The following is a 19490-nucleotide window of genomic DNA, read 5'->3' as shown; positions in this document are numbered from 1 at the left end:
AGGGATTATCCATGCTGCATCCGCGCGCCAATGCCATGTTGGCCTTTGCTTTGCCTGCGCTGATTATCGGTTCCGCCTCCAGTCTGGTGCTGTTGTTGGTGATGAAAATCGCCGCCGCACTGCAGCAGTTACTGTGGGTAACGCTGCCCGATGCGCTGAGCCTGGACGCCCAGTCGCCCTGGTGGCCGGTCGCAATGTTGACGCTGACCGGTGTGGCGGTCGGCCTGATCGTGCGCTATATGCCGGGCCATGCCGGGCCGGATCCGGCGACGGAATCGCTGATCGGCATGCCCCTGCCGCTCTCCGCCCTGCCGGGGCTGGGGTTGGCGCTGATCGTCGGCCTGGCCGGCGGCGTCAGCCTGGGGCCGGAAAACCCGATCACCGCCATCAATATCGCGCTGGTAGCGGCGGCTGGGGCTCGCCTGCTGCCGAAAGTGCCGCGCATGGACTGGATTATCCTGGCGGCCGCGGGCACCATCGGCGCAATGTTCGGCACACCGGTCGCCGCCGCGCTGATCTTCTCGCAAACCCTGGCAGGCAATAACGAAACGCCGTTGTGGGATCGGCTGTTCGCCCCGCTGGTGGCCGCCGCTGCCGGCGCGGTCACCACCCAGCTGTTCTTCGTGCCCAACTTCGCCCTGCAGCTCGACGCCTATGACGTGACGCGGCTGCCGGACATCTTCAGCGGCGCCATTGTGGCGCTGATCGCCATCGCGCTCGGCATGGTGGCGCTGTGGTGCTTCCCGCACGTTCACCGCCTGTTCCATTCGATGAAGAATCCGGTGTTGATGCTAGGACTGGGGGGCTTTGTGCTGGGCCTGCTGGCGCTGGTGGGCGGTGAGATTACCCTGTTCAAAGGGCTGGATGAAATGAAGCGCCTCGCGGCAGACGGCAACTATTCGGTGCCGGCGCTGTTGGCCGTTACCCTGACCAAGCTGGCGGCGCTGGTGATCGCCGCCGCCTGCGGCTTTCGCGGCGGGCGCATCTTCCCGGCGGTGTTCGTCGGCGTGGCGCTGGGGCTGATGCTGCATCAGCACGTTCCGGCGGTGCCGGCGGCGATCACCGTCTCCTGCGCCATCATGGGGCTGGTGCTGGTGGTCACGCGCGACGGCTGGCTCAGTCTGTTTATGGCGGTGGCGGTGGTGCCGGATCTGCACCTGCTGCCGATCTTGTGCATCGTGATGCTGCCCGCCTGGCTGGCGCTGGCGGGCAAACCCTTGATGCTGGTGAACCGCCGGCAACCGCCGCACGACGATTAGGCCAGCGCGAACGCCGCGGCGGCGCGAGCGTGGATCGCGGTGGTGTCGAACACCGGCACCGAGGCATCCCGCTCGCTCACCAGCAACCCTATCTCGGTGCAGCCGAAAATAATCCCCTGCGCGCCCTGTTGTTCCAGATCGCTGATGATCCGGCGATACTCGTCGCGCGAGGCGTCGCGAATTTTGCCGAGGCAGAGTTCGTCATAGATGATGCGGTGCACGATGTCACGATCGGCGCTGACCGGCGTCACCACATCGATGCCGTGCAATTCCTGCAGGCGGCCGCGGTAGAAGGTCTGCTCCATGGTAAAACGCGTGCCCAGCAGCCCGACGCGGCGAATGTTTTTCTCCCGCACCTGCAGCGCCGTGGCATCGGCGATGTGAATCAGCGGCAGGCCGCTGGCCTGCTCGACCGCCTCCGCCACCTTGTGCATGGTGTTGGTGCAGATCACGATAGCTTCGGCGCCGGCGGCGCGCAAAGCCACGGCGGCGGCGGCCAGCAGCCGGCCGGCGCCATCCCAATCGCCCTGGTGCTGCAAGCGTTCAACCTCCTGAAAATCGACGCTGTAGAGCACGATTTTGGCCGAATGCAGCCCGCCGAGGCGCGCCTTTACCTGCTCGTTGATAGTGCGGTAATACGGAATGGTGGATTCCCAACTCATGCCGCCCAGCAGACCCAACACTTTCATCCTTCACTCCTCAGCATTTTCCGACGATCCTCTGACCTTACCTGAGAATCGCCGGGCTGACGACGCCTTATTTGGCGCCGGAATTGATCGGCTGGCGCGCTTCGAACCAGCGTTGGCGCAGCGTGTCGTACAGCCAGTTGTAGGCCATGGTGTACGGCAGGAAGAACAGGAAGAAACCGATTTCCAGCATAAACGCCTGCGCCCAGGAAATGCTCAGCATCCAGGCGGCGATCGGCACGCCGATCAGAATAAAACCGGCTTCAAAGCCGACGGCGTGCAGCGCACGCACCTTCAGGTTACGCACCACCCGGCTGACCGGCCACAGGCGGTCGAACACCGTGTTGTAAACCATGTTCCACAGCATCGCGACGGTGGACAGCATCACCGCCAACGCACCGACCTGCACCATTGAGCGGTTCAGCAGCCACGCGCCCAGCGGGGCGCAAACCATCACGGCGATGGCCTCGAAACCGACGGCGTGGACGATACGTTCAATGAGAGACTTGTTTTGCAGTTGCATACATCACCTTTTTTTCAACAGTTGTTGCGAAAGCCAGGTGATTATCATCGCTTTTTTGGGTAGATTAAAAATAGGTTCCATCGATAAAGTAGATATATGCACTATTCACCGGAAGCGTTACAGGCGTTCGTTGAAGCCGCCTCCCTCGGCTCATTTTCCGCCGCCGCGCGCAAGCTGCGCAAAAGCCAATCTACCGTCAGCACCGCCATCGCCAATCTGGAAGCCGACCTGGCATTGACGCTGTTCGATCGCAGCGCGCGCCAACCGGTGCTCACCGCCGCTGGCCGCAAGGTACTGGGGCACGTGCAGGAGATCCTCGCCGCCAGCGAGCGACTCGACGCGCTGAGCATTCAGCTGGCGGGCAATGTCGAACCGCGCCTGAGCATGGTATTTTCCGATACCTACCAACCGAAGCATCACGACAGCCTGATGCAGCGGTTTGAACAACGTTACCCGGAGATTGAGCTGGAATGGATGATCGCCGAGGAAGGCGACGTTATCGATCTACTGCAAAGCGGCCGCGCGCATTTGGGCATGGTGGAAGTGCAAAAAACCTATCCGCCGGATATCGCCTTCTCCCGCCTGCCTGAGCAGACCGAAATGGGGTTGTTCGTCGCGCATGGGCATCCGCTGGCGCAGGTCGCCGCGCCGACCCCGGAGCAATTATCCAGCACCCGTCAGCTGATCCTGAACACTTACACCGGCGCCGAAGCGGCCAGACAAGGCGGGCTGGTCTGGTCGGCGCCCAGCTATCTGCTGTTGCTGGAGATGGCGGAACAGGGATTCGGTTGGGCGGTGCTGCCGCACTGGCTGGTGCAACAATACGGCCACGGCAGGCTCACCCAGCTGCGCCCGCGCGGCTGGCCCAAACTGATTTCGGTGGATGCGGTATGGTCCAAACTGACCCCGCCGGGCCCGGCGGGGTACTGGATGCTGGAGCGATTGCTGGAAGACGACGCGGCTCAGGCGGCGGCGTTGCGCGACTGAATGACGCGCGAGATCGTATCGAGCAGTTCGGGAATATCCATCTTCGGCAGCATCACTTCGATGAAAGCCAGCCGGTCGCCCTGCGCCGCCTCACTCAGCGCCTGGCGCAGCGCCTCCGGCTGACTGACCCGCAACGCCGTCACCGGCCGCCCACCGGCCAATGCCGTTGGCAGCTGCGTCCAGTTCCACCGGGCGATGTCGTTGTAACTCTGCTCCGGCCCGTGGATAGCGCGTTCAATCGTGTAGCCCTGATTATTCAGCACGAAAATCACCGGTTTAAGCCCGTCGCGCAGCATCGATCCCAGCTCCTGCACGGTCAATTGCGCGGCGCCGTCGCCGATCAACAGCACCACCCGGCGCTGTGGTTCGGCGGTTTGCACCCCGAAGGTCGCCGGTAAGGTATAGCCGATCGAGCCCCAGAGCGACTGCACGATCATCCGGCTGCCGCGCGGCAGCGTCAAGGTCGCGGCGCCGAAACAGGCCGTGCCCTGCTCGGCCAGCACGATATCCCCCGGCCGCAGGAAATCCTGTACCTGCCGCCAGAAGGCGTGCTGATCCAACCCTTCCCCATCGCCTTCCGGCAGCGCCGGACGGCCGATCGTCGGCAACGGCCAGCGCGACGCCAGCGACAGAGTCAGGCGGTGCAGCGCCTGCACGGCGGCGCACATCGGGATGCGGCTGAACCGTTGACGACCGACCCAGGCTTCGAACGGTTGGATATCGATGCATTTTTCCGCCGGCAGATGATGCGTGAATCCTCCGGTAATGGTGTCGGTGAGACGCACGCCAACGGTGATCACGACATCGGCATTTTCAATCAGCGCTTTGGTCGCCGCAGCGCTGGCGCCGCCGCTGTAGGTGCCGACAAAACCGTCGCGGTTCTCATCCAGCACGCCCTTGCCGAGCAGCAGCGTGGCGTGCGGGATAGCCACCTCCTGCATCCAGTTATCCAGCGCTGTTTCAACGCCAAAGCGGTCCGCCAGAAAGTCCGCCAGCAATGACACTTGCCGCGCCGATTGCAGCTTTTCACGCGCTGCGGCGATAAACGCCTGCAATGCGCTCCGCGACAGCCTGGCCTGGCGCAGCATCAGCGGCGCCGGTTTGGCCGGCAGCGGCGCTTCCGCTACGTCGCTGGGCAGCATCAGATAAACCGGACGATGCTCCAGCAAGGCGGCGTCGATCAGGCGATCGATCTCCCTGGCGGCGTTGTCGGCGGTCAGATTGGCCTGTGCGACGCTGACTTCTTTGGCTATCCGCGCAAAGTGAGTGAAGTCGCCATCGCCCAGCGAATGGTGCAGCAAATCGCCGGCGCGCTGGGCACGCTGCGCCGGTGTGCCCACCACGTGGATCACCGGCAGGTATTCGGCATAACTGCCGGCCACGCCGTTCAGCGCGCTCAGCTCCCCGACGCCGAAGGTGGTGAGCAGCGCCGCGGCCGGTTTGCAACGCGCATAGCCGTCGGCGGCGTAGGCGGCGTTCAGTTCGTTGGCGCAGCCTACCCAGGTGATTTGCGGATGAGCGATGACGTGATCGAGAAATTGCAGATTGTAATCCCCCGGCACGCCGAAGAAATGACGGATGCCGATTTGGGCCAGACGATCGAGCAGATAATCGGCCACCGTATAGGTCTGAGTCATGATCATCACCTGTCTGCAGCTGGAGCGATTATCTTAATTATCGAAGATGCCGCTCAAATTTCGAACAAACGCGCCGACGTCGATCGGCAACCTGACGTTACATGCCGGCGCTGTGATCGCTCCCGCGGCGGTGCAGCGTGGAAACGTATACACTCAAGGCACTTTATCTCTCGCCGACAAGGATAACTATGTCCTACCAAGCCTCCCCCTCGCGTTATCAAGATATGGAATACCGGCGCTGCGGCCGCAGCGGATTGAAGCTGCCCGCCGTCTCGCTCGGGCTATGGCACAACTTTGGCGACGCCACGCTGTACGACAACGCCCGCGCCCTGATCCGCTGCGCCTTCGATCGCGGCATAACCCACTTCGATCTGGCCAACAACTACGGCCCGCCGCCCGGCGCCGCCGAGGAAAACTTTGGCCGCATTCTCAACGCCGATCTGCGGGCCTGGCGCGACGAGCTGATCGTCTCATCCAAAGCCGGTTACACCATGTGGCCCGGCCCCTACGGCGATTGGGGCTCGAAAAAGTACCTGGTCGCCAGCCTCGATCAGAGCCTCAGGCGCATGGGATTGGAGTATGTGGATATCTTTTATCACCATCGGCCGGACCCGGACACGCCGCTGGAAGAAACCATGGCGGCGCTGGATCTGTTGGTGCGCCAGGGCAAAGCGCTGTATGTCGGTTTGTCCAACTACCCGGCCGAGCGCGCGCGCCAGGCGTTCGACATCCTGCAGCGGCTCGGCACGCCGTGCGTGATCCACCAGCCCAAGTATTCGATGTTGGAACGCGGGCCGGAGACGGAATTGCTGGATACGCTGGCGGATCATGGCGTCGGCGCGATCGCCTTCTCCCCGCTGGCGGGCGGCCTGCTGACCGATCGTTATCTGCACGGCGTCCCGCAAGATTCCCGCGCCGCCAGCGGCAGCCGTTTCCTGCAGCCGGAACAGCTGACCGCCGACCGACTGGACAAGGTGCGCCGCCTCGATGCGCTGGCGCGGCAACGCGGGCAGAAGCTGTCGCAGATGGCGCTGGCCTGGGTGCTGCGCGGTGATCGCATTACCTCGGTGCTGATCGGCGCCAGCAAGACTGCGCAGATAGAAGACGCGGTGGGCATGCTGGCCAATCGTCACTTCACTGAAGAAGAGCTTGCGCAGATCGAGAACATTTTATTGTAATCGCTTACAAATCCCGCCGCTCAATTGAGCGGCGATGCCCCAGAAAAATCTCAAATCTCGGCCTCCGGCGCCCTTTTCAGAGTGGCTCTCAGATTCAACCCCATGCGCCGGCGCTATGATGCCTATATTGCAGTAAAAATAACGATAAGGCCGTTTTTTTAAACTGATGAACGCGCTTCATAAAGTGATCAACGGCCAGGCCGCGCAAGCGGAAAGGAGAAGTCATGTTTAAACCTCTGCTCTTGGCCGCCATCTTGGCGGCGACGGTACTGCCCGCCGCACAGCAGGCGCACGCCGAAGGGATCAGCATCGATCTGATGCCGGGCGTTTCATTGCGCATCGGCGATCAGGACAATCGCGGCCGTTACTGGGACGGTTACGACTGGCGCGATCGCGACTGGTGGCAAGGCCATCAGGGACGCTATCTCGGCGATCGCAGCCCGCGCGGCTATTACTGGGATGGCTATCGCTGGCGCGACCGCGACTACTGGCGCAAACACTATTACTATCATGAAGGACGCTATCGTAAATACGACAAGCATTACGATAAGCACCATTGGAAGAAAGAGAAAAAACACCACCACGATCATGACCGCGATCGCTGGCGCCGCCACGGCGATGACGACCGCGATTAACGACAACGGGCCGGCGCAACGCCGGCCCGCACTGTTTTCGCCTACAGCACACTGCCGATCAGCAAGTAGCCATTCAACCCCACCACCACCAACACGATCAGCTTGCCCAGGTTTTGCACCACGGGGCCGTTAACCATCTCCCCCATCAGCGCCCGATTGCCGGTGAAAGCCAGCAGCGGCACCAGCGCCAACGCAATGCCGAAGCTGAGCAGCACTTGGCTCAGCACCAGAATGCGCGTCGCATCCATCCCCAGCATGATGACGATAAACGACGGCAGCATGGTCACCGCGCGCCGCAGCCACAGCGGAATATGGAAATGCACGAACCCCTGCATCACCACCTGCCCCGCCAGCGTGCCCACCACGGTGGAAGAAAGACCGGCGGCCACCAGGCTCAGGCCAAACACGGTGGCGGCGGCTTGCCCGAGCAGCGGCTGCAGCGTCAGATAGGCCACGTCAAGATCGGCGATGCCGCTGTTGCCGCTGAAATGAAACGCGGCGGCGGCAGTGGCCATCATCGCCAGGTTAACGAAACCGGCGATGGTCATGGCGACGGCGACGTCGACTTTGGTGGCGGCATAGCGCTCCGCCTTATCGTGCTCACCGCCAACTTGGGTGAGCGACGAATGCAGATAGATCACGTGCGGCATGATGGTGGCACCCAATACCCCGGCGGCGAGAAATACCGCATCGCCGTTAGGCAGATCGGGCAACGCCATGCCTTTCAGCAGCGGCGCAAGCTGCGGCTGGGAAAACGCCAGCTCGACGATGTAAGCAGCGGCGACGAACAGCAGCAGGCCGCCAATCACCAGCTCCAGCGGCTTTTGTCCACGCTTTTGCAGCATCAGAATTAAAAAGGTGGCGATGCCGGTCAGCACCGCGCCCTGCAACAAGGAGACGCCGAGCAGCAGTTTGAAGCCGATCGCCGCGCCGATGAATTCGGCCAGATCGGTCGCCATGGCGATAATCTCCGCCTGAATCCAATAGGCCCATACCGCCGGCCGCGGAAAGCGATCGCGAATATGCTCAGCCAGGTTTTTTCCGGTGGCGATCCCCAGCTTGGCGGACAACAGCTGGATCAGCATCGCCATCACGTTGGCCCAGACCACGACCCACAACAGGCTATAGCCAAACGAGGCGCCGGCCTGGATATTGGTGGCGAAGTTGCCGGGGTCGATGTAGCCGATAGCGGCGATGAAGGCGGGCCCCATCAGCGAGAGTTTGATTTTTCTGGCGGAGCGACCGGAGGTGGTTTCAACCACGCGACTGTTCAGCATATGTTGAACCCTTACTGAAATTACGTTTATCTCCACTCTATATAAATGATAATAATTATCAAGCGCATTTAGAGTGGTAAAACTTATCTCTGCAATAGCCAACATTAACGGTTTTATCGAAGGGTTCGACACCGTACTTGCCGATTTCCGTGCTTTTGGGTTGGGATTTTGGCTGCAATACCCCTGAAAGACAGGTTAGCACAAGAATACGAATTTCCTATGTCTGAGTTAACATCTTGATTTTTATGCTTTTGCGCAACACTTTAGGAGAACTCCCACTATGATTTTCCATATTTGCAATAGAAGTCTCGTTTTTAAACGTAGCGTTACATAAAATGACAGCCGAAATTCAGCCTGCCTCAAATTTGGAGCAAACATGTCCCATATTGCGCACTTTGCGTTGGCGATAGTGGTGGTGGCGATCCTGGCCCTGTTGGTGTGCCGCGATCGCAAAAGCATCCGCATTCGCTATGTTATTCAATTATTAGTTATCGAAGTACTGCTGGCCTACTTTTTCCTGCATTCGGAAGCGGGTTTGGGCTTCGTAAAAGGATTCGCCGCGCTGTTTGACAAACTGCTCGGGTTTGCGGGACAAGGGACTGATTTCGTGTTCGGCGGCATGGGCGACAAAGGCCTGGCGTTCTTCTTCCTGAAGGTGCTGTGCCCGATCGTCTTCATTTCGGCGCTGATCGGTATTCTGCAGTACATCAAAGTGCTGCCTTTCATCATCCGCATTATCGGTACCGTGCTGTCGAAAGTGAACGGCATGGGCAAGCTGGAGTCGTTCAACGCCGTCAGCTCGCTGATCCTGGGCCAATCCGAAAACTTCATCGCCTACAAGGATATCCTGGGCAAGATGTCGGAAAAGCGCATGTACACCATGGCGGCGACCGCGATGTCTACGGTGTCTATGTCCATCGTCGGCGCCTACATGACCATGCTGGACGCCAAGTTCGTGGTGGCGGCGCTGGTACTGAACATGTTCAGCACCTTTATCGTGCTGTCGTTGGTCAACCCGTACGACACCAATAAAGAAGAAGAGCTGCACCTCGGCAACCTGCACGAAGGCCAGAGCTTCTTTGAAATGCTGGGCGAATACATCCTGGCCGGCTTCAAAGTAGCGATTATCGTCGCCGCGATGCTGATTGGTTTCATCGCCCTGATCGCCGCGCTTAACGGCGTGTTCAGCGCCATCTTCGGCCTGAGCTTCCAGGAAATCCTCGGCTACTTCTTCTATCCGTTCGCCTGGATCATGGGTATTCCTAAGCACGAAGCCCTGCAGGTCGGCAGCATCATGGCCACCAAGCTGGTTTCCAACGAATTCGTGGCAATGATGGAACTGCAGAAAGTCTCTGCCGAGCTGTCGCCGCGCAGCCTGGGGATCCTGTCGGTGTTCCTGGTGTCCTTCGCCAACTTCTCTTCCATCGGCATCGTGGCCGGTGCGATCAAGGGCCTGAACGAACACCAGGGCAACGTAGTGTCCCGCTTCGGTCTGAAGCTGGTCTACGGCTCTACGCTGGTCAGCATCCTGTCCGCTTCTATCGCGGGTCTGGTGCTGGGCTAAGCCTGAAATTTACAGCAATGATAAGGCGCCTGCGGGCGCCTTTTTTATTGGCTGGCCTTCGGCGAAGGTGAAATAACGCAAAGCAAAAAGCCGACCCTAAGGTCGGCTTTTTAAATGGTGGTGGAGCTAGACGGGATCGAACCGTCGACCTCTTGCATGCCATGCAAGCGCTCTCCCAGCTGAGCTATAGCCCCACAAAAGTGGTACGCTTTGACCGGCGTTACGGTATTCCCCAACCGCTCTGAGAAGAAGGTTGGTGGAGCTAGACGGGATCGAACCGTCGACCTCTTGCATGCCATGCAAGCGCTCTCCCAGCTGAGCTATAGCCCCGTTCCACAATCACTTTGTGCTGTGAACGGGGCGCATAATATGAAACCCGCTCAAAGCTGTCAACGGCTAAATTGAATTCCTGAATCAAGCGTTGAAAAAGCCGCCAAATCAGCATCTTTGGCGCCAAAAAATCATCACTTTGTGCAGAGTTCATCCATTTTGCGCGCTACATCTCAAAATGGCAAAAGACCCTGTATATCACGTTGATTTTTAATTAACGGAATGTTAGTGAAATGCGCTTGAGTCGGACTCCCGAGCGGCATAGACTGCCCGCGCCATAAACTTCATTACTATAAACCGAGTCCGTCATGTCTTTGCATTCACCAAAAGAAATCGCTGCCCTCGCCGTTCAGGCCGGGGTAAACAAAAGCCGCGCCCCTCTCGCTAATCTGTTGATTCTGGGCTTTCTCGCCGGCGCCTTTATTGCCACCGGCTTTCTGCTGGATATTCACGTCATCGGCACCCTGCCGGCCGAATGGGGCTCTTTCGGCGCCCTGTTGGGTGCCGCGGTCTTTCCTATCGGTTTGATCCTGACTATTTTGGCCGGCGGTGAACTGCTGACCGGTAACATGATGACCTTGCCGATGGCCTGGTTTGCCCGCGAAATCCCCGCCCTCGCCGTGCTGCGCAACTGGTTTTGGGTCACTCTGGCCAACCTCGCCGGCAGCGTAGCCGTTGCCTACTTCTTCGGCCATTTGCTGGGCCTGACCGAAGGCGCGTTCTTGCATAAGACGCTGGCGATCGCACAGGCCAAAGTGGATGCGGACTTCCTGCACGCCTTCATTTCCGGCGTCGGCTGCAACTGGCTGGTGTGCCTGGCGGTGTGGTTAGCCTTCGCCAGCAAGGATGTGCCGGGTAAAGTGATCGGCATGTGGTTCCCGGTCATGGCTTTTGTCGCCATCGGCTTCCAGCACGTGGTGGCAAATATGTTCATCATTCCGGCGGCTATCTTTGCCGGCGGCATGGGCTGGGAGCACTACCTGCCAAACTTCGTCGCGGTATTTCTCGGCAACGCGCTGGGCGGCGCCGGCTTTGTCGGGTTGATGTATTTCCTCGCCTACCGTCCGGGTTTGCCGGCCGGCGAGCAAGCCTGACAGCAAGCAATAAAAAAAGCCCCGGGATCGCTCCACGGGGCTTTTTCATTATGGCGTATCAGCCTAATCAGGCTTGCGCTTCGCGCTCGGCGATGTAAGCCAGCGCCATATCGATACGCTGCAGCGAACGCTTCTGGCCGATCGCATGCACGGTCACGTCCATGCCCGGCGACTGGCCGGCGCCGGTCACCGCGACGCGCAGCGGCATGCCGACTTTGCCCATGCCGACACCCAGCTCATCCGCCGTGCCCTGAATGGCGTCGTGCACATTTTCCGGCGTCCAGACGGTGATGGCGGCCAGCTTGGCGCGCACCGCTTCCAGCGGCTGACGCGCGACCGGGCGCAGGTGCTTCTTGGCGGCGTCGGCGTCGAACTCGCTGAAGTCTTCGTAGAAGTAACGGCAAGACTCCGCCATCTCTTTCAGCGTCTTGCAGCGCTCGCCCAGCAGCTTGACGATGTCCTTCAGTTCCGGCCCGTTGCGGGTTTCAATGCCCAGTTGCTCAACGTGCCATGCCAGATGCACCGCCACTTCTTCCGCCGGCATATGGTTGATGTAGTGGTGGTTCAGCCACTGCAGCTTCTCGGTGTTGAACGCGCTGGCGGATTTGTTGATCGCTTCCAGCGTGAAGAACTCTTTCATCTCGTCGATGGAGAAGATCTCCTGATCGCCGTGGGACCAGCCCAGACGCACCAGGTAGTTCAGCAGCGCCTGCGGCAGATAGCCGTCGTCGCGGTACTGCATCACGCCCACGGCGCCGTGACGCTTGGACAGCTTTTTACCGTCGTCGCCGAGGATCATCGACACGTGCGCGTATTCCGGCACCGGCGCGCCCAGCGCTTTCAGAATGTTGATCTGGCGCGGGGTGTTGTTGATGTGGTCTTCGCCGCGGATCACGTGGGTGATTTCCATGTCCCAGTCATCGACAACGACGCAGAAGTTATAGGTTGGCGAACCGTCGGTGCGGCGGATGATCAGATCGTCCAGCTCCTGGTTGCTGAATTCGATCGGGCCGCGAATTTTATCGTCGAAGATCACCGACCCTTCCTGCGGGTTACGGAAGCGCACCACGTGCGGCTCGTCGTCGGTGTGGCTGCACTGGCTGTCACGGCAGTGGCCGTCGTAACGCGGCTTCTCGCCGTTTTCCATCTGCTTCTCGCGCAGCGCTTCCAGGCGTTCCTTGGAGCAATAGCATTTATAGGCCGTGCCCTGCTCCAGCATTTCGTCGATGACCGCATTGTAGCGATCGAAACGCTTGGTCTGGAAGTACGGGCCTTCATCCCAATCCAGGTTCAACCAGTTCATGCCATCCATAATTGCGTCGATCGCGTCCTGGGTAGAGCGTTCCAGATCGGTATCTTCGATACGCAGAACGAACTCACCGCCCGCATGGCGGCTGAACAACCAGGAATAAAGTGCGGTACGCGCGCCGCCGACGTGAAGATAGCCGGTCGGGCTCGGTGCAAAACGGGTTTTGATTTTCATTGGGTTCACTGCCTTATTACGCAACGCGTGTCGGCGATGGCCGACGATTGCTCGGAATTGAAAAAAGAGTGGACGACATTGTATCACCACGCGCTAATTCCTCAACGCCGACACGATATTGCGCCGGTCGATTTCGCGCGTTTTGCGGCGAGTTTCGCAGAGCGTTGCGCAAAGAATCGGCGCCGTTGGCGATAATTATCGCGCCCTGCCTAAATTTGCGGCGAACGATTGAAATCATTTTAAAAACCGTTGACTCACTTTGAACTATCCCTATAATGCGACTCCAACAAGACGGGGCGATTAGCTCAGTTGGTAGAGCATCTCCTTTACACGGAGGGGGTCGGCGGTTCGAGCCCGTCATCGCCCACCATCTTGTTGAGAAAAATGAGAACGAATGAGGGTGATTAGCTCAGTTGGTAGAGCATCTCCTTTACACGGAGGGGGTCGGCGGTTCGAGCCCGTCATCACCCACCATCATTCTCTCGTTTAGCAGTGCCTGGAAGTCCTGAAGTGGGTGATTAGCTCAGTTGGTAGAGCATCTCCTTTACACGGAGGGGGTCGGCGGTTCGAGCCCGTCATCACCCACCACTTCTGCGGGTCGTTAGCTCAGTTGGTAGAGCAGTTGACTTTTAATCAATTGGTCGCAGGTTCGAATCCTGCACGACCCACCAATTCAGAGAAAAGCGCCTTTTGGCGCTTTTTTCGTTTCTGCACCATCCGACTCTGACTTCATCTCTCGCCGACAGAGTTCACCGGGTCGTGTAGGATGAAGAACCGTAGAGGTTCGAGCATCGCGCAGCGATACGACAACGCGCAGCGTTGCCCGCAGGGTGAGGCCACAGGCCGAATCAATCCTGCACGACCCACCAATTCAGAAAAAAGCGCCTTTTGGCGCTTTTTTCGTTTCTGCCGTTCGCCTCCCTTTCTTCATTCGCCACGCGCTGAGATACGAATGGTTATCATTTTGACGGCTTGAATGGTAAATTAGCGGGCATAACACTCCCCAGCAATCCGCACGCGGATTGATACGCCTTAGTTTAAGGAAAGAAAGAGCCCGCTCATGACCCTATCCTTACGTCAGCTGTTCATTTCAGTTATTGCCGCCGCGGCCTTGCTGCTCAGCGGTTGCGGCCCGGACGACAAGAGCGACGGGCAGAAACCGTCCGCCCCCGCTGCCGACAGCAGTTGGCCGCGCACCATCGATAGCGCCAAAGGGAAGTTCACGCTGGAAAAACCGCCGCAGCGCATCGTATCCACCAGCGTCACCATCACCGGCACGTTACTGGCTATCGACGCCCCGGTGGTCGCCAGCGCCGCCACCAGCCCAAATCCCCTGGTGGCCGATCAACAAGGCTTCTTTACCCAGTGGAGCGAAGTGGCCAAACAGCGCCACGTCGAACGGCTGTATCAGGTGGAACCCAATGCCGAAGCCGTTGCCGCCGCCGCGCCGGATTTGATCGTCGTCGCCGCGACCGGCGGTGATTCGGCGCTGAAACTGTACGATCAGCTGTCCGCCATTGCGCCGACGCTGGTGCTCGATTACGGCGACAAAAGCTGGCAACAGCTGGCCAGCGAGCTCGGTGAGATCACCGGTCACGAAGCCGGCGCCAAACAGGCGGAAGATCGTTTCGAGCAGCGCGTGGAACAAGTGAAGCAGGCGATTACCCTGCCGCCGCAGCCGACCACGCCGTTGGTGTATGCCGACAACGGCCGTGAGGCCATGCTGTGGACACCGGGCTCCGCCCAAGGCAAGCTGCTCACCCAGCTTGGCTTCCAATTGGCCACCCCGCCGGAAAGCGCCAAAGGCAACGCCAGCATGGGTAAACGCCATGACATCATCCAAATCTCCGGCGAAAAAATGGCCGAAGGCCTGAACGGCAAAACCCTGATCCTGTTCGCCACCAATGAGCGCAAAGTGCAAGAGGTGCTGACCAACCCGTTCCTTAAACATCTGGAGCCGGTGGAACAGCGGCACGTCTACGCCGTCGGCAACGACACCTTCCGCCTCGATTATTACAGCGCCACCAACATGCTGAACCAAATCGAACGGCTGTTCAAAAAGCCCTGAATCACGCCGTCGGCAGGCCAGTCCCCTGCCGACGCTTTTCGCAAACGGGGCAACCATTCACATTCAATCAATTGAAATATCAATAGTTATTAACATCGTCCACGCGCCTTCGCCACCAACCGGCGGGTGCATGCGGGCGTAAACTCGTGTTACTATTGGCGCCCTTCACGAACGCAAATAACAATGAGAATAAAAATCATAAAGGAGTTACCGGTGTGAACGTACCCACTCCGACTGAGCGGACGCTTTCGTCCGCACCGCACGCAGCTTACGCCAGTGGCTTCAAACGCATCGCCGGGTTCGGTATCGGCTTGGCGTTGTTGTTGCTGTGCATCATTGCCAGCCTGATGCTGGGTTCCAAAGCCATCCCCTTCCATACCGTCTGGCTCAGCCTACAGGGCGCCGCGAGCGGCTCCGACAGCACCATCATTCTCAACGCCCGGGTGCCCCGTACGCTGGCGGGCATTTTGGCCGGCATGGCGCTCGGCGCCGCCGGCGCGCTGATTCAGGCGCTGACGCGCAACCCGCTGGCCGATCCCGGCGTGCTCGGCATCAACGCCGGCGCCAGCTTCGCCGTAGTCATCGGCATCATGTTTTTCGGCGCCGCCACCACCGAAAGCTATATGGCCTATGCCTTTGTCGGCGCCGCCGTCACCACCCTGCTGGTCTACCTGATCGGCACGCTGGCGGGCGGGCGCATCAACCCGGTGCGGCTGACGCTGGCCGGCGTGGCGATCGGCGCGGTGTTGCTCGGCATCACCACCGGGCTGTCGCTGATCGATCCACAAACCTTCGACCAACTGCGCTTCTGGCAGGCCGGCACGCTGGATATCCGCACGCTGGCCACCCTGCCGGTGACCGCCCCCGCCATTTTGCTCGGCTGCCTGCTGACGCTGCTCATCGCCCGGCCGCTGAATACCATCGGCATGGGGGAAGATCTGGCTATCGCGCTCGGCGCGCGCGTAGTGCTGACTCAGGCGATCGCAGTGATCGCCATTACGCTCCTGTGCGGCGCGGCGACCGCCACCGTCGGCCCGATCAGTTTCATCGGCCTGATGGTGCCGCATATCGCCCGCTGGTGGGTCGGCCCCGACCAACGCTGGATCCTGCCCTACTCCATGCTGCTGGCGCCGATTTTACTGCTGTGCGCCGACGTGGTCGGCCGCTTGCTGGCGGCCGGTGAGCTGCGCGTTTCCATCGTGGCGGCCTTCATCGGCGCGCCGGTGCTGATCTGGCTGGTGCGCCGCAAGAAAACGCTGGGGGGTCTGTGATGAGTCTGCCGCACACGCTGCATATCGGCCGCCCGGACGGCGTCATCAACGGGCGCCTGCCGCTGCGCCTGCTGCTGGTCAACCTTTCACTGTTGGCGCTGTGTCTGGCGATGGCCGTCGCCGCCCTGTGCTACGGCACGCTGCAACTTTCGCTGGAGCAGGTTTTTGCCGCGCTGACCGGCGAGGCGCCGAAAAACCTGGTCACCGTGGTCACCCAATGGCGCTTGCCGCGCATCGCCATGGCGCTGCTGTTAGGCGCCGCGCTCGGCATGAGCGGCGCCATCTTCCAGTCGATTATCCGCAACCCGCTCGGCAGCCCGGACGTGATTGGCTTTAACATGGGGGCTTACACCGGCGCGCTGATCGCCATCACCCTGTTCAACGGCGGCTATTACTACATCGCCGGCGGCGCGCTGGCCGGCGGCATTCTCGCCGCGCTGGCCATCTACCTGCTGGCCTGGCGGCAAGGCATCGCCGGCTTCCGGCTGATCATCGTCGGCATCGCCATCAGCGCGGTGCTGGTCTCCACCAATACCTGGCTGATCATCACCGCCTCGCTCGAGCGCGCCATGGACGCCGCCATGTGGCAGGCCGGTTCGCTCAACGGCATGACCTGGCAGAAAGCCCAGCCCGCCACGGCGTTTATCGTGCTGGCGGCCGCCGCCGCGCTGTTGATGGGCAAACGGCTACAGCTGCTGGAAATGGGCGACGACACGGCGCGCGCGCTGGGCGTCAATGCCGAAAGCAGCCGGCTGTGGCTGATGCTGTTCGGCGTCACCCTCACCGCCGCCGTCACCGCCACCGCCGGGCCGATTTCCTTTATCGCGCTGGCGGCGCCGCAAATCGCCCGCCGCTTGGCCGGGCAATCCTCGGTCACCCTGACGTCCTCGGCGCTGATGGGCGCGGCGCTGCTGCTCGGCGCCGACGTGGTGTCCCAACATCTTTTCGCGCCGATCCAACTGCCGGTCGGGATCGTGACCGTCTGCATCGGCGGCCTGTACCTGATTTGGCTGCTCATCCGTGAGGCCCGCAGATAGATAATGAAGAGTGATAATGCCATGAGCCACCGCCTGCACGCCTCGCACCTGAAGCTAGGCTACGACAATAAAATCATCGCTGACGATCTGAGCGTGGCGATCCCCGACGGCGCCTTTACGGTGATCGTCGGGCCGAACGCCTGCGGCAAATCGACGCTGTTGCGCGCCCTGTGCCGCCTGCTGAAACCCAGCGCCGGCGAGGTGATGCTGGACGGCAAGAACATCAGCAGTTTCGCCACCAAGGCGCTGGCGCGCGAGCTTGGCCTGCTGCCGCAAACCTCGATCGCACCGGACAGCATCACCGTGGCGGACCTGGTGTCGCGCGGCCGCTATCCGCACCAGAGCCTGCTGAAACAGTGGACACAGGCCGACAAACAGGCGGTGGAAGCCGCCATGGCGGCCACCAACGTCAGCCAACTGGCGGATCGCAGCGTCGACGAGCTGTCCGGCGGGCAGCGTCAGCGCGTCTGGGTAGCGATGGCGTTGGCGCAGCAAACGCCGCTGCTGCTGCTGGATGAACCGACGACGTATCTGGACATCGCGCACCAGATCGAGCTGCTGGATCTGTTCCGCCAGCTCAACCGCGAGCGCGGTCAAACCCTGATCGCGGTGCTGCACGATCTCAACCACGCCTGCCGCTATGCCGATCACATCATCGCCATGCGCGACGGCAAGATCGTGGCGGAAGGGAAACCGGCGGAGATCATTACCGCCGAACTGGTGGAGCGGGTGTTCGGCATGCCGTGCATGATCATCGACGATCCGCTGTCCCACACGCCGCTGGTGATCCCGCGCGGCCGCTACCACTGCGACGCACCACAGGCATGAAAAAGGCCGGGTTACCCCGGCCTTGTCGTTACTTCTCCAGCGACACCTGTTTGAAGATGTGTTTGCCGAACGGGTCTATCTCGTAGCCTTTCACTTCCTTGCGCACCGGTTCGAAGATGGTCGAGTGCGCAATCATCAACGCCGGCATCTGATCGTGCATCATCACCTGCGCCTGCTGATACATCGCCACCCGTTTGGCGTGATCGTTCTCCTCGCGCGCCTGCAGGATCAGCTGGTCGAACGGTTTATAGCACCATTTCGCCGAGTTCGAACCGCCGAGCGAAGCGCAGGTGAACAGCGGGCCGAAGAAGTTGTCCGGATCGCCGTTGGCGGTGGTCCAGCCCATCAGCGCGGTCTGGTGTTCGCCGTTTTTAATCCGCTGTAAATACTCGCCCCACTCGAAGGTGACGATTTTGGCGCGCACGCCGATTTTAGCCCAGTCGGCCTGGATCATCTCCGCCATGCGCTTGGCGTTGGGGTTATAGGGCCGCTGCACCGGCATCGCCCACAGATCGATGTCGAAGCCCTGCCCCAGCCCGGCCTCCTGCAACAGCTGCTTCGCCCGCTCCGGTGAATACGGGTAGTCTTCAAGCTGCGCGTTGCTGCCCCATTGGGCCGGCGGCAGAAGATTTTTGGCCGGCTGACCGGCGCCGTGGAACACCGCGTCGATGATCGCCGGCTTGTTGACCGCCAGCGCCAACGCCTGGCGCACCTTAACGTTATCCAACGGTTTCTTCTGGGTGTTGAACGCCAGGAAACCGATATTCAAGCCGGATTTTTCCATTACCTGAATGTTGCCGTCCTGCCGCATGCGTGCCAGATCCGCCGGATTGGGGAACGGCATCACCTGGCATTCGTTCTTTTGCAGCTTGGCGTAACGCACCGCCGCATCCGGCGTGATCGAGAATACCAGCCGATCAAGCTTCGGCTTGCCTTCCCAGTAGCGGTCGAACGCCTTGTAGAGGATTTTCGCGTCCTTCTGGTACTGCACCAGCTGGAACGGCCCGGTGCCGATCGGATCGTTGTCCACCCGCTGCGGCGTGCCGGCCTTCAGCATCGCGTCGGCATATTCCGCCGATAAAATGGTGGCGAAATACATGCCCAGATCGGCGACGAACGGCGCCTCGGCGCGGGAGAGCTCAAAGCGCACGGTGTGCTCATCCACCTTGACGATCCGGTCGATCAGCGTGCCGAACTCCATCGACTCGAAGTTGGTGTAGGCGCCATTGGAGACCTTGTGATACGGGTTGTTGGCGTCCTTCTGGCGCATAAACGAGAAGATGACGTCATCGGCGTTGAAATCGCGGGTGGGCGTGAAATATTTATTGCTCTGGAATGCCACGCCCTTGCGCAGATGGAAGGTATAGCGCTTGCCGTCTTCGCTCACCTCCCAGCTTTCCGCCAGGCTGGGTTGCAGCTCGACGGTGCCGGGTTTGAAATCCACCAGCCGGTTGTAGATCGCCGCCGAACTGGCGTCTACCGTGGTGCCGGAGGTGAACAGCTGCGGGTTGAAGCCTTCCGGCGAGCCTTCGGAACAGTAGACCAGCGTATTGGCCCGCGCGCCGCCGGCAATCGCCAACGCCAGCAGCCCGATCGTTATTGCTTTTCTTTTCATTGCGCTATCCCCAGTGGT

Annotated in this window: 16 protein-coding genes, 6 tRNA genes and 1 other RNA gene; 15 read left to right on the top strand and 8 right to left on the bottom strand. The window is 60.5% G+C overall.

Going from position 1 to position 19490, the window contains the following annotated elements:
- The first annotated feature begins 11 nt into the window (after positions 1 to 11).
- Positions 12 to 1259 (top strand): ion channel protein, encoded by a 1248-nt coding sequence (locus ACJ8J1_RS02000; protein WP_096242470.1) that lies wholly within the window; start codon positions 12 to 14, stop codon positions 1257 to 1259.
- Here ACJ8J1_RS02000 and ACJ8J1_RS01995 read toward each other — a convergent pair.
- Positions 1256 to 1948, bottom strand: a complete 693-nt coding sequence (locus tag ACJ8J1_RS01995) for an aspartate/glutamate racemase family protein (RefSeq protein WP_019453821.1) — start codon at positions 1946 to 1948, stop codon at positions 1256 to 1258. The two genes, ACJ8J1_RS02000 and ACJ8J1_RS01995, sit on opposite strands and share 4 nt — an antisense overlap.
- Before the next feature lie 67 nt (positions 1949 to 2015).
- The gene (locus tag ACJ8J1_RS01990; protein ID WP_016926809.1) at positions 2016 to 2468 is read right to left on the bottom strand and encodes a multidrug/biocide efflux PACE transporter; all 453 of its coding nucleotides are present in this window, start codon (positions 2466 to 2468) and stop codon (positions 2016 to 2018) included.
- Between the two features lie 96 nt (positions 2469 to 2564).
- Between ACJ8J1_RS01990 and ACJ8J1_RS01985 the strand changes: the two genes are divergently transcribed.
- The gene (locus ACJ8J1_RS01985; RefSeq protein WP_033643941.1) at positions 2565 to 3455 is read left to right on the top strand and encodes a LysR family transcriptional regulator; all 891 of its coding nucleotides are present in this window, start codon (positions 2565 to 2567) and stop codon (positions 3453 to 3455) included.
- Here the strand turns inward: ACJ8J1_RS01985 and ACJ8J1_RS01980 are convergent.
- Complete coding sequence (locus tag ACJ8J1_RS01980; protein ID WP_033644331.1) at positions 3431 to 5092, bottom strand: alpha-keto acid decarboxylase family protein; 1662 nt, start codon at positions 5090 to 5092, stop codon at positions 3431 to 3433. The genes ACJ8J1_RS01985 and ACJ8J1_RS01980 overlap by 25 nt on opposite strands.
- A gap of 188 nt (positions 5093 to 5280) precedes the next feature.
- Between ACJ8J1_RS01980 and mgrA the strand changes: the two genes are divergently transcribed.
- The gene (gene mgrA, locus ACJ8J1_RS01975) at positions 5281 to 6270 is read left to right on the top strand and encodes an L-glyceraldehyde 3-phosphate reductase (protein WP_033643942.1); all 990 of its coding nucleotides are present in this window, start codon (positions 5281 to 5283) and stop codon (positions 6268 to 6270) included.
- A 224-nt stretch (positions 6271 to 6494) separates the two neighbouring features.
- Positions 6495 to 6905, top strand: a complete 411-nt coding sequence (locus ACJ8J1_RS01970) for a DUF2502 domain-containing protein (protein WP_050440153.1) — start codon at positions 6495 to 6497, stop codon at positions 6903 to 6905.
- 41 nt (positions 6906 to 6946) lie between these two features.
- Here the strand turns inward: ACJ8J1_RS01970 and ACJ8J1_RS01965 are convergent, their stop codons facing one another.
- Positions 6947 to 8182 (bottom strand): Nramp family divalent metal transporter, encoded by a 1236-nt coding sequence (locus tag ACJ8J1_RS01965; RefSeq protein WP_033643943.1) that lies wholly within the window; start codon positions 8180 to 8182, stop codon positions 6947 to 6949.
- Between the two features lie 376 nt (positions 8183 to 8558).
- Between ACJ8J1_RS01965 and ACJ8J1_RS01960 the strand changes: the two genes are divergently transcribed.
- Positions 8559 to 9746 carry a NupC/NupG family nucleoside CNT transporter gene (locus ACJ8J1_RS01960; RefSeq protein ID WP_004936373.1) on the top strand — a complete coding sequence of 396 codons (1188 nt, stop codon included), beginning with the start codon at positions 8559 to 8561 and terminating at the stop codon, positions 9744 to 9746.
- A 118-nt stretch (positions 9747 to 9864) separates the two neighbouring features.
- Here the strand turns inward: ACJ8J1_RS01960 and ACJ8J1_RS01955 are convergent.
- Positions 9865 to 9940, bottom strand: a tRNA-Ala gene (locus ACJ8J1_RS01955).
- A gap of 60 nt (positions 9941 to 10000) precedes the next feature.
- Positions 10001 to 10076: transfer RNA gene (locus tag ACJ8J1_RS01950), tRNA-Ala, on the bottom strand.
- A 308-nt stretch (positions 10077 to 10384) separates the two neighbouring features.
- Here ACJ8J1_RS01950 and ACJ8J1_RS01945 point away from each other — a divergent pair.
- Complete coding sequence (locus ACJ8J1_RS01945) at positions 10385 to 11170, top strand: formate/nitrite transporter family protein (protein WP_033643944.1); 786 nt, start codon at positions 10385 to 10387, stop codon at positions 11168 to 11170.
- A 67-nt stretch (positions 11171 to 11237) separates the two neighbouring features.
- On the opposite strand, the gene gltX is transcribed toward ACJ8J1_RS01945, so the two are convergent.
- Positions 11238 to 12653: a glutamate--tRNA ligase gene (gltX, locus tag ACJ8J1_RS01940; protein ID WP_033643946.1), complete on the bottom strand. Its 1416-nt coding sequence runs from the start codon at positions 12651 to 12653 to the stop codon at positions 11238 to 11240.
- Positions 12654 to 12947: 294 nt separating this feature from the next.
- Here gltX and ACJ8J1_RS01935 point away from each other — a divergent pair.
- From ACJ8J1_RS01935 to ACJ8J1_RS01895, 9 genes are all read left to right on the top strand, one after another.
- A tRNA-Val gene (locus ACJ8J1_RS01935) sits at positions 12948 to 13023 on the top strand.
- Positions 13024 to 13051: 28 nt separating this feature from the next.
- Positions 13052 to 13127 (top strand) — tRNA-Val (locus tag ACJ8J1_RS01930).
- A 38-nt stretch (positions 13128 to 13165) separates the two neighbouring features.
- Positions 13166 to 13241, top strand: a tRNA-Val gene (locus tag ACJ8J1_RS01925).
- Between the two features lie 7 nt (positions 13242 to 13248).
- A tRNA-Lys gene (locus tag ACJ8J1_RS01920) sits at positions 13249 to 13324 on the top strand.
- A gap of 74 nt (positions 13325 to 13398) precedes the next feature.
- A non-coding RNA gene (locus ACJ8J1_RS01915) (RtT sRNA) lies at positions 13399 to 13522 on the top strand.
- A gap of 191 nt (positions 13523 to 13713) precedes the next feature.
- The gene (gene fepB, locus ACJ8J1_RS01910; protein WP_033643947.1) at positions 13714 to 14721 is read left to right on the top strand and encodes a Fe2+-enterobactin ABC transporter substrate-binding protein; all 1008 of its coding nucleotides are present in this window, start codon (positions 13714 to 13716) and stop codon (positions 14719 to 14721) included.
- A 215-nt stretch (positions 14722 to 14936) separates the two neighbouring features.
- Positions 14937 to 15992, top strand: coding sequence for a Fe(3+)-siderophore ABC transporter permease (gene fepD, locus ACJ8J1_RS01905; protein WP_033643948.1), 1056 nt, complete (start codon positions 14937 to 14939; stop codon positions 15990 to 15992).
- Positions 15992 to 17029, top strand: a complete 1038-nt coding sequence (gene fepG, locus ACJ8J1_RS01900) for an iron-enterobactin ABC transporter permease (RefSeq protein ID WP_033643949.1) — start codon at positions 15992 to 15994, stop codon at positions 17027 to 17029. Before fepD ends, fepG begins: the two co-directional genes overlap by 1 nt.
- Positions 17030 to 17050: 21 nt before the next feature.
- Positions 17051 to 17857 (top strand): ABC transporter ATP-binding protein, encoded by an 807-nt coding sequence (locus ACJ8J1_RS01895; protein ID WP_004936408.1) that lies wholly within the window; start codon positions 17051 to 17053, stop codon positions 17855 to 17857.
- Positions 17858 to 17885: 28 nt separating this feature from the next.
- Here the strand turns inward: ACJ8J1_RS01895 and ACJ8J1_RS01890 are convergent, their stop codons facing one another.
- A complete protein-coding gene (locus tag ACJ8J1_RS01890) occupies positions 17886 to 19472 on the bottom strand; it encodes an ABC transporter substrate-binding protein (protein ID WP_033644333.1) in 1587 nt (528 codons plus the stop codon).
- Positions 19473 to 19490: the final 18 nt, after the last annotated feature.

The sequence above is a fragment of the Serratia sp. CY37869 genome, from assembly GCF_052168895.1.
GTDB lineage: Bacteria > Pseudomonadota > Gammaproteobacteria > Enterobacterales > Enterobacteriaceae > Serratia > Serratia ureilytica.
This window is presented reverse-complemented; position numbering and strand designations above follow the sequence as displayed.

Excerpts from the sequence above, each read along its gene's own strand:
- ACJ8J1_RS01945 (WP_033643944.1), top strand. The coding sequence starts at position 10,385 with ATGTCTTTGCATTCACCAAAAGAAATCGCTGCCCTCGCCGTTCAGGCC.
- ACJ8J1_RS01965 (WP_033643943.1), bottom strand. The coding sequence starts at position 8,182 with ATGCTGAACAGTCGCGTGGTTGAAACCACCTCCGGTCGCTCCGCCAGA.
- ACJ8J1_RS01895 (WP_004936408.1), top strand. The coding sequence starts at position 17,051 with ATGAGCCACCGCCTGCACGCCTCGCACCTGAAGCTAGGCTACGACAAT.
- gltX (WP_033643946.1), bottom strand. The coding sequence starts at position 12,653 with ATGAAAATCAAAACCCGTTTTGCACCGAGCCCGACCGGCTATCTTCAC.
- ACJ8J1_RS01990 (WP_016926809.1), bottom strand. The coding sequence starts at position 2,468 with ATGCAACTGCAAAACAAGTCTCTCATTGAACGTATCGTCCACGCCGTC.
- ACJ8J1_RS01890 (WP_033644333.1), bottom strand. The coding sequence starts at position 19,472 with ATGAAAAGAAAAGCAATAACGATCGGGCTGCTGGCGTTGGCGATTGCC.
- fepG (WP_033643949.1), top strand. The coding sequence starts at position 15,992 with ATGAGTCTGCCGCACACGCTGCATATCGGCCGCCCGGACGGCGTCATC.
- ACJ8J1_RS01980 (WP_033644331.1), bottom strand. The coding sequence starts at position 5,092 with ATGACTCAGACCTATACGGTGGCCGATTATCTGCTCGATCGTCTGGCC.
- ACJ8J1_RS01985 (WP_033643941.1), top strand. The coding sequence starts at position 2,565 with ATGCACTATTCACCGGAAGCGTTACAGGCGTTCGTTGAAGCCGCCTCC.
- fepB (WP_033643947.1), top strand. The coding sequence starts at position 13,714 with ATGACCCTATCCTTACGTCAGCTGTTCATTTCAGTTATTGCCGCCGCG.
- ACJ8J1_RS01995 (WP_019453821.1), bottom strand. The coding sequence starts at position 1,948 with ATGAAAGTGTTGGGTCTGCTGGGCGGCATGAGTTGGGAATCCACCATT.
- ACJ8J1_RS02000 (WP_096242470.1), top strand. The coding sequence starts at position 12 with ATGCTGCATCCGCGCGCCAATGCCATGTTGGCCTTTGCTTTGCCTGCG.
- mgrA (WP_033643942.1), top strand. The coding sequence starts at position 5,281 with ATGTCCTACCAAGCCTCCCCCTCGCGTTATCAAGATATGGAATACCGG.
- ACJ8J1_RS01960 (WP_004936373.1), top strand. The coding sequence starts at position 8,559 with ATGTCCCATATTGCGCACTTTGCGTTGGCGATAGTGGTGGTGGCGATC.
- ACJ8J1_RS01970 (WP_050440153.1), top strand. The coding sequence starts at position 6,495 with ATGTTTAAACCTCTGCTCTTGGCCGCCATCTTGGCGGCGACGGTACTG.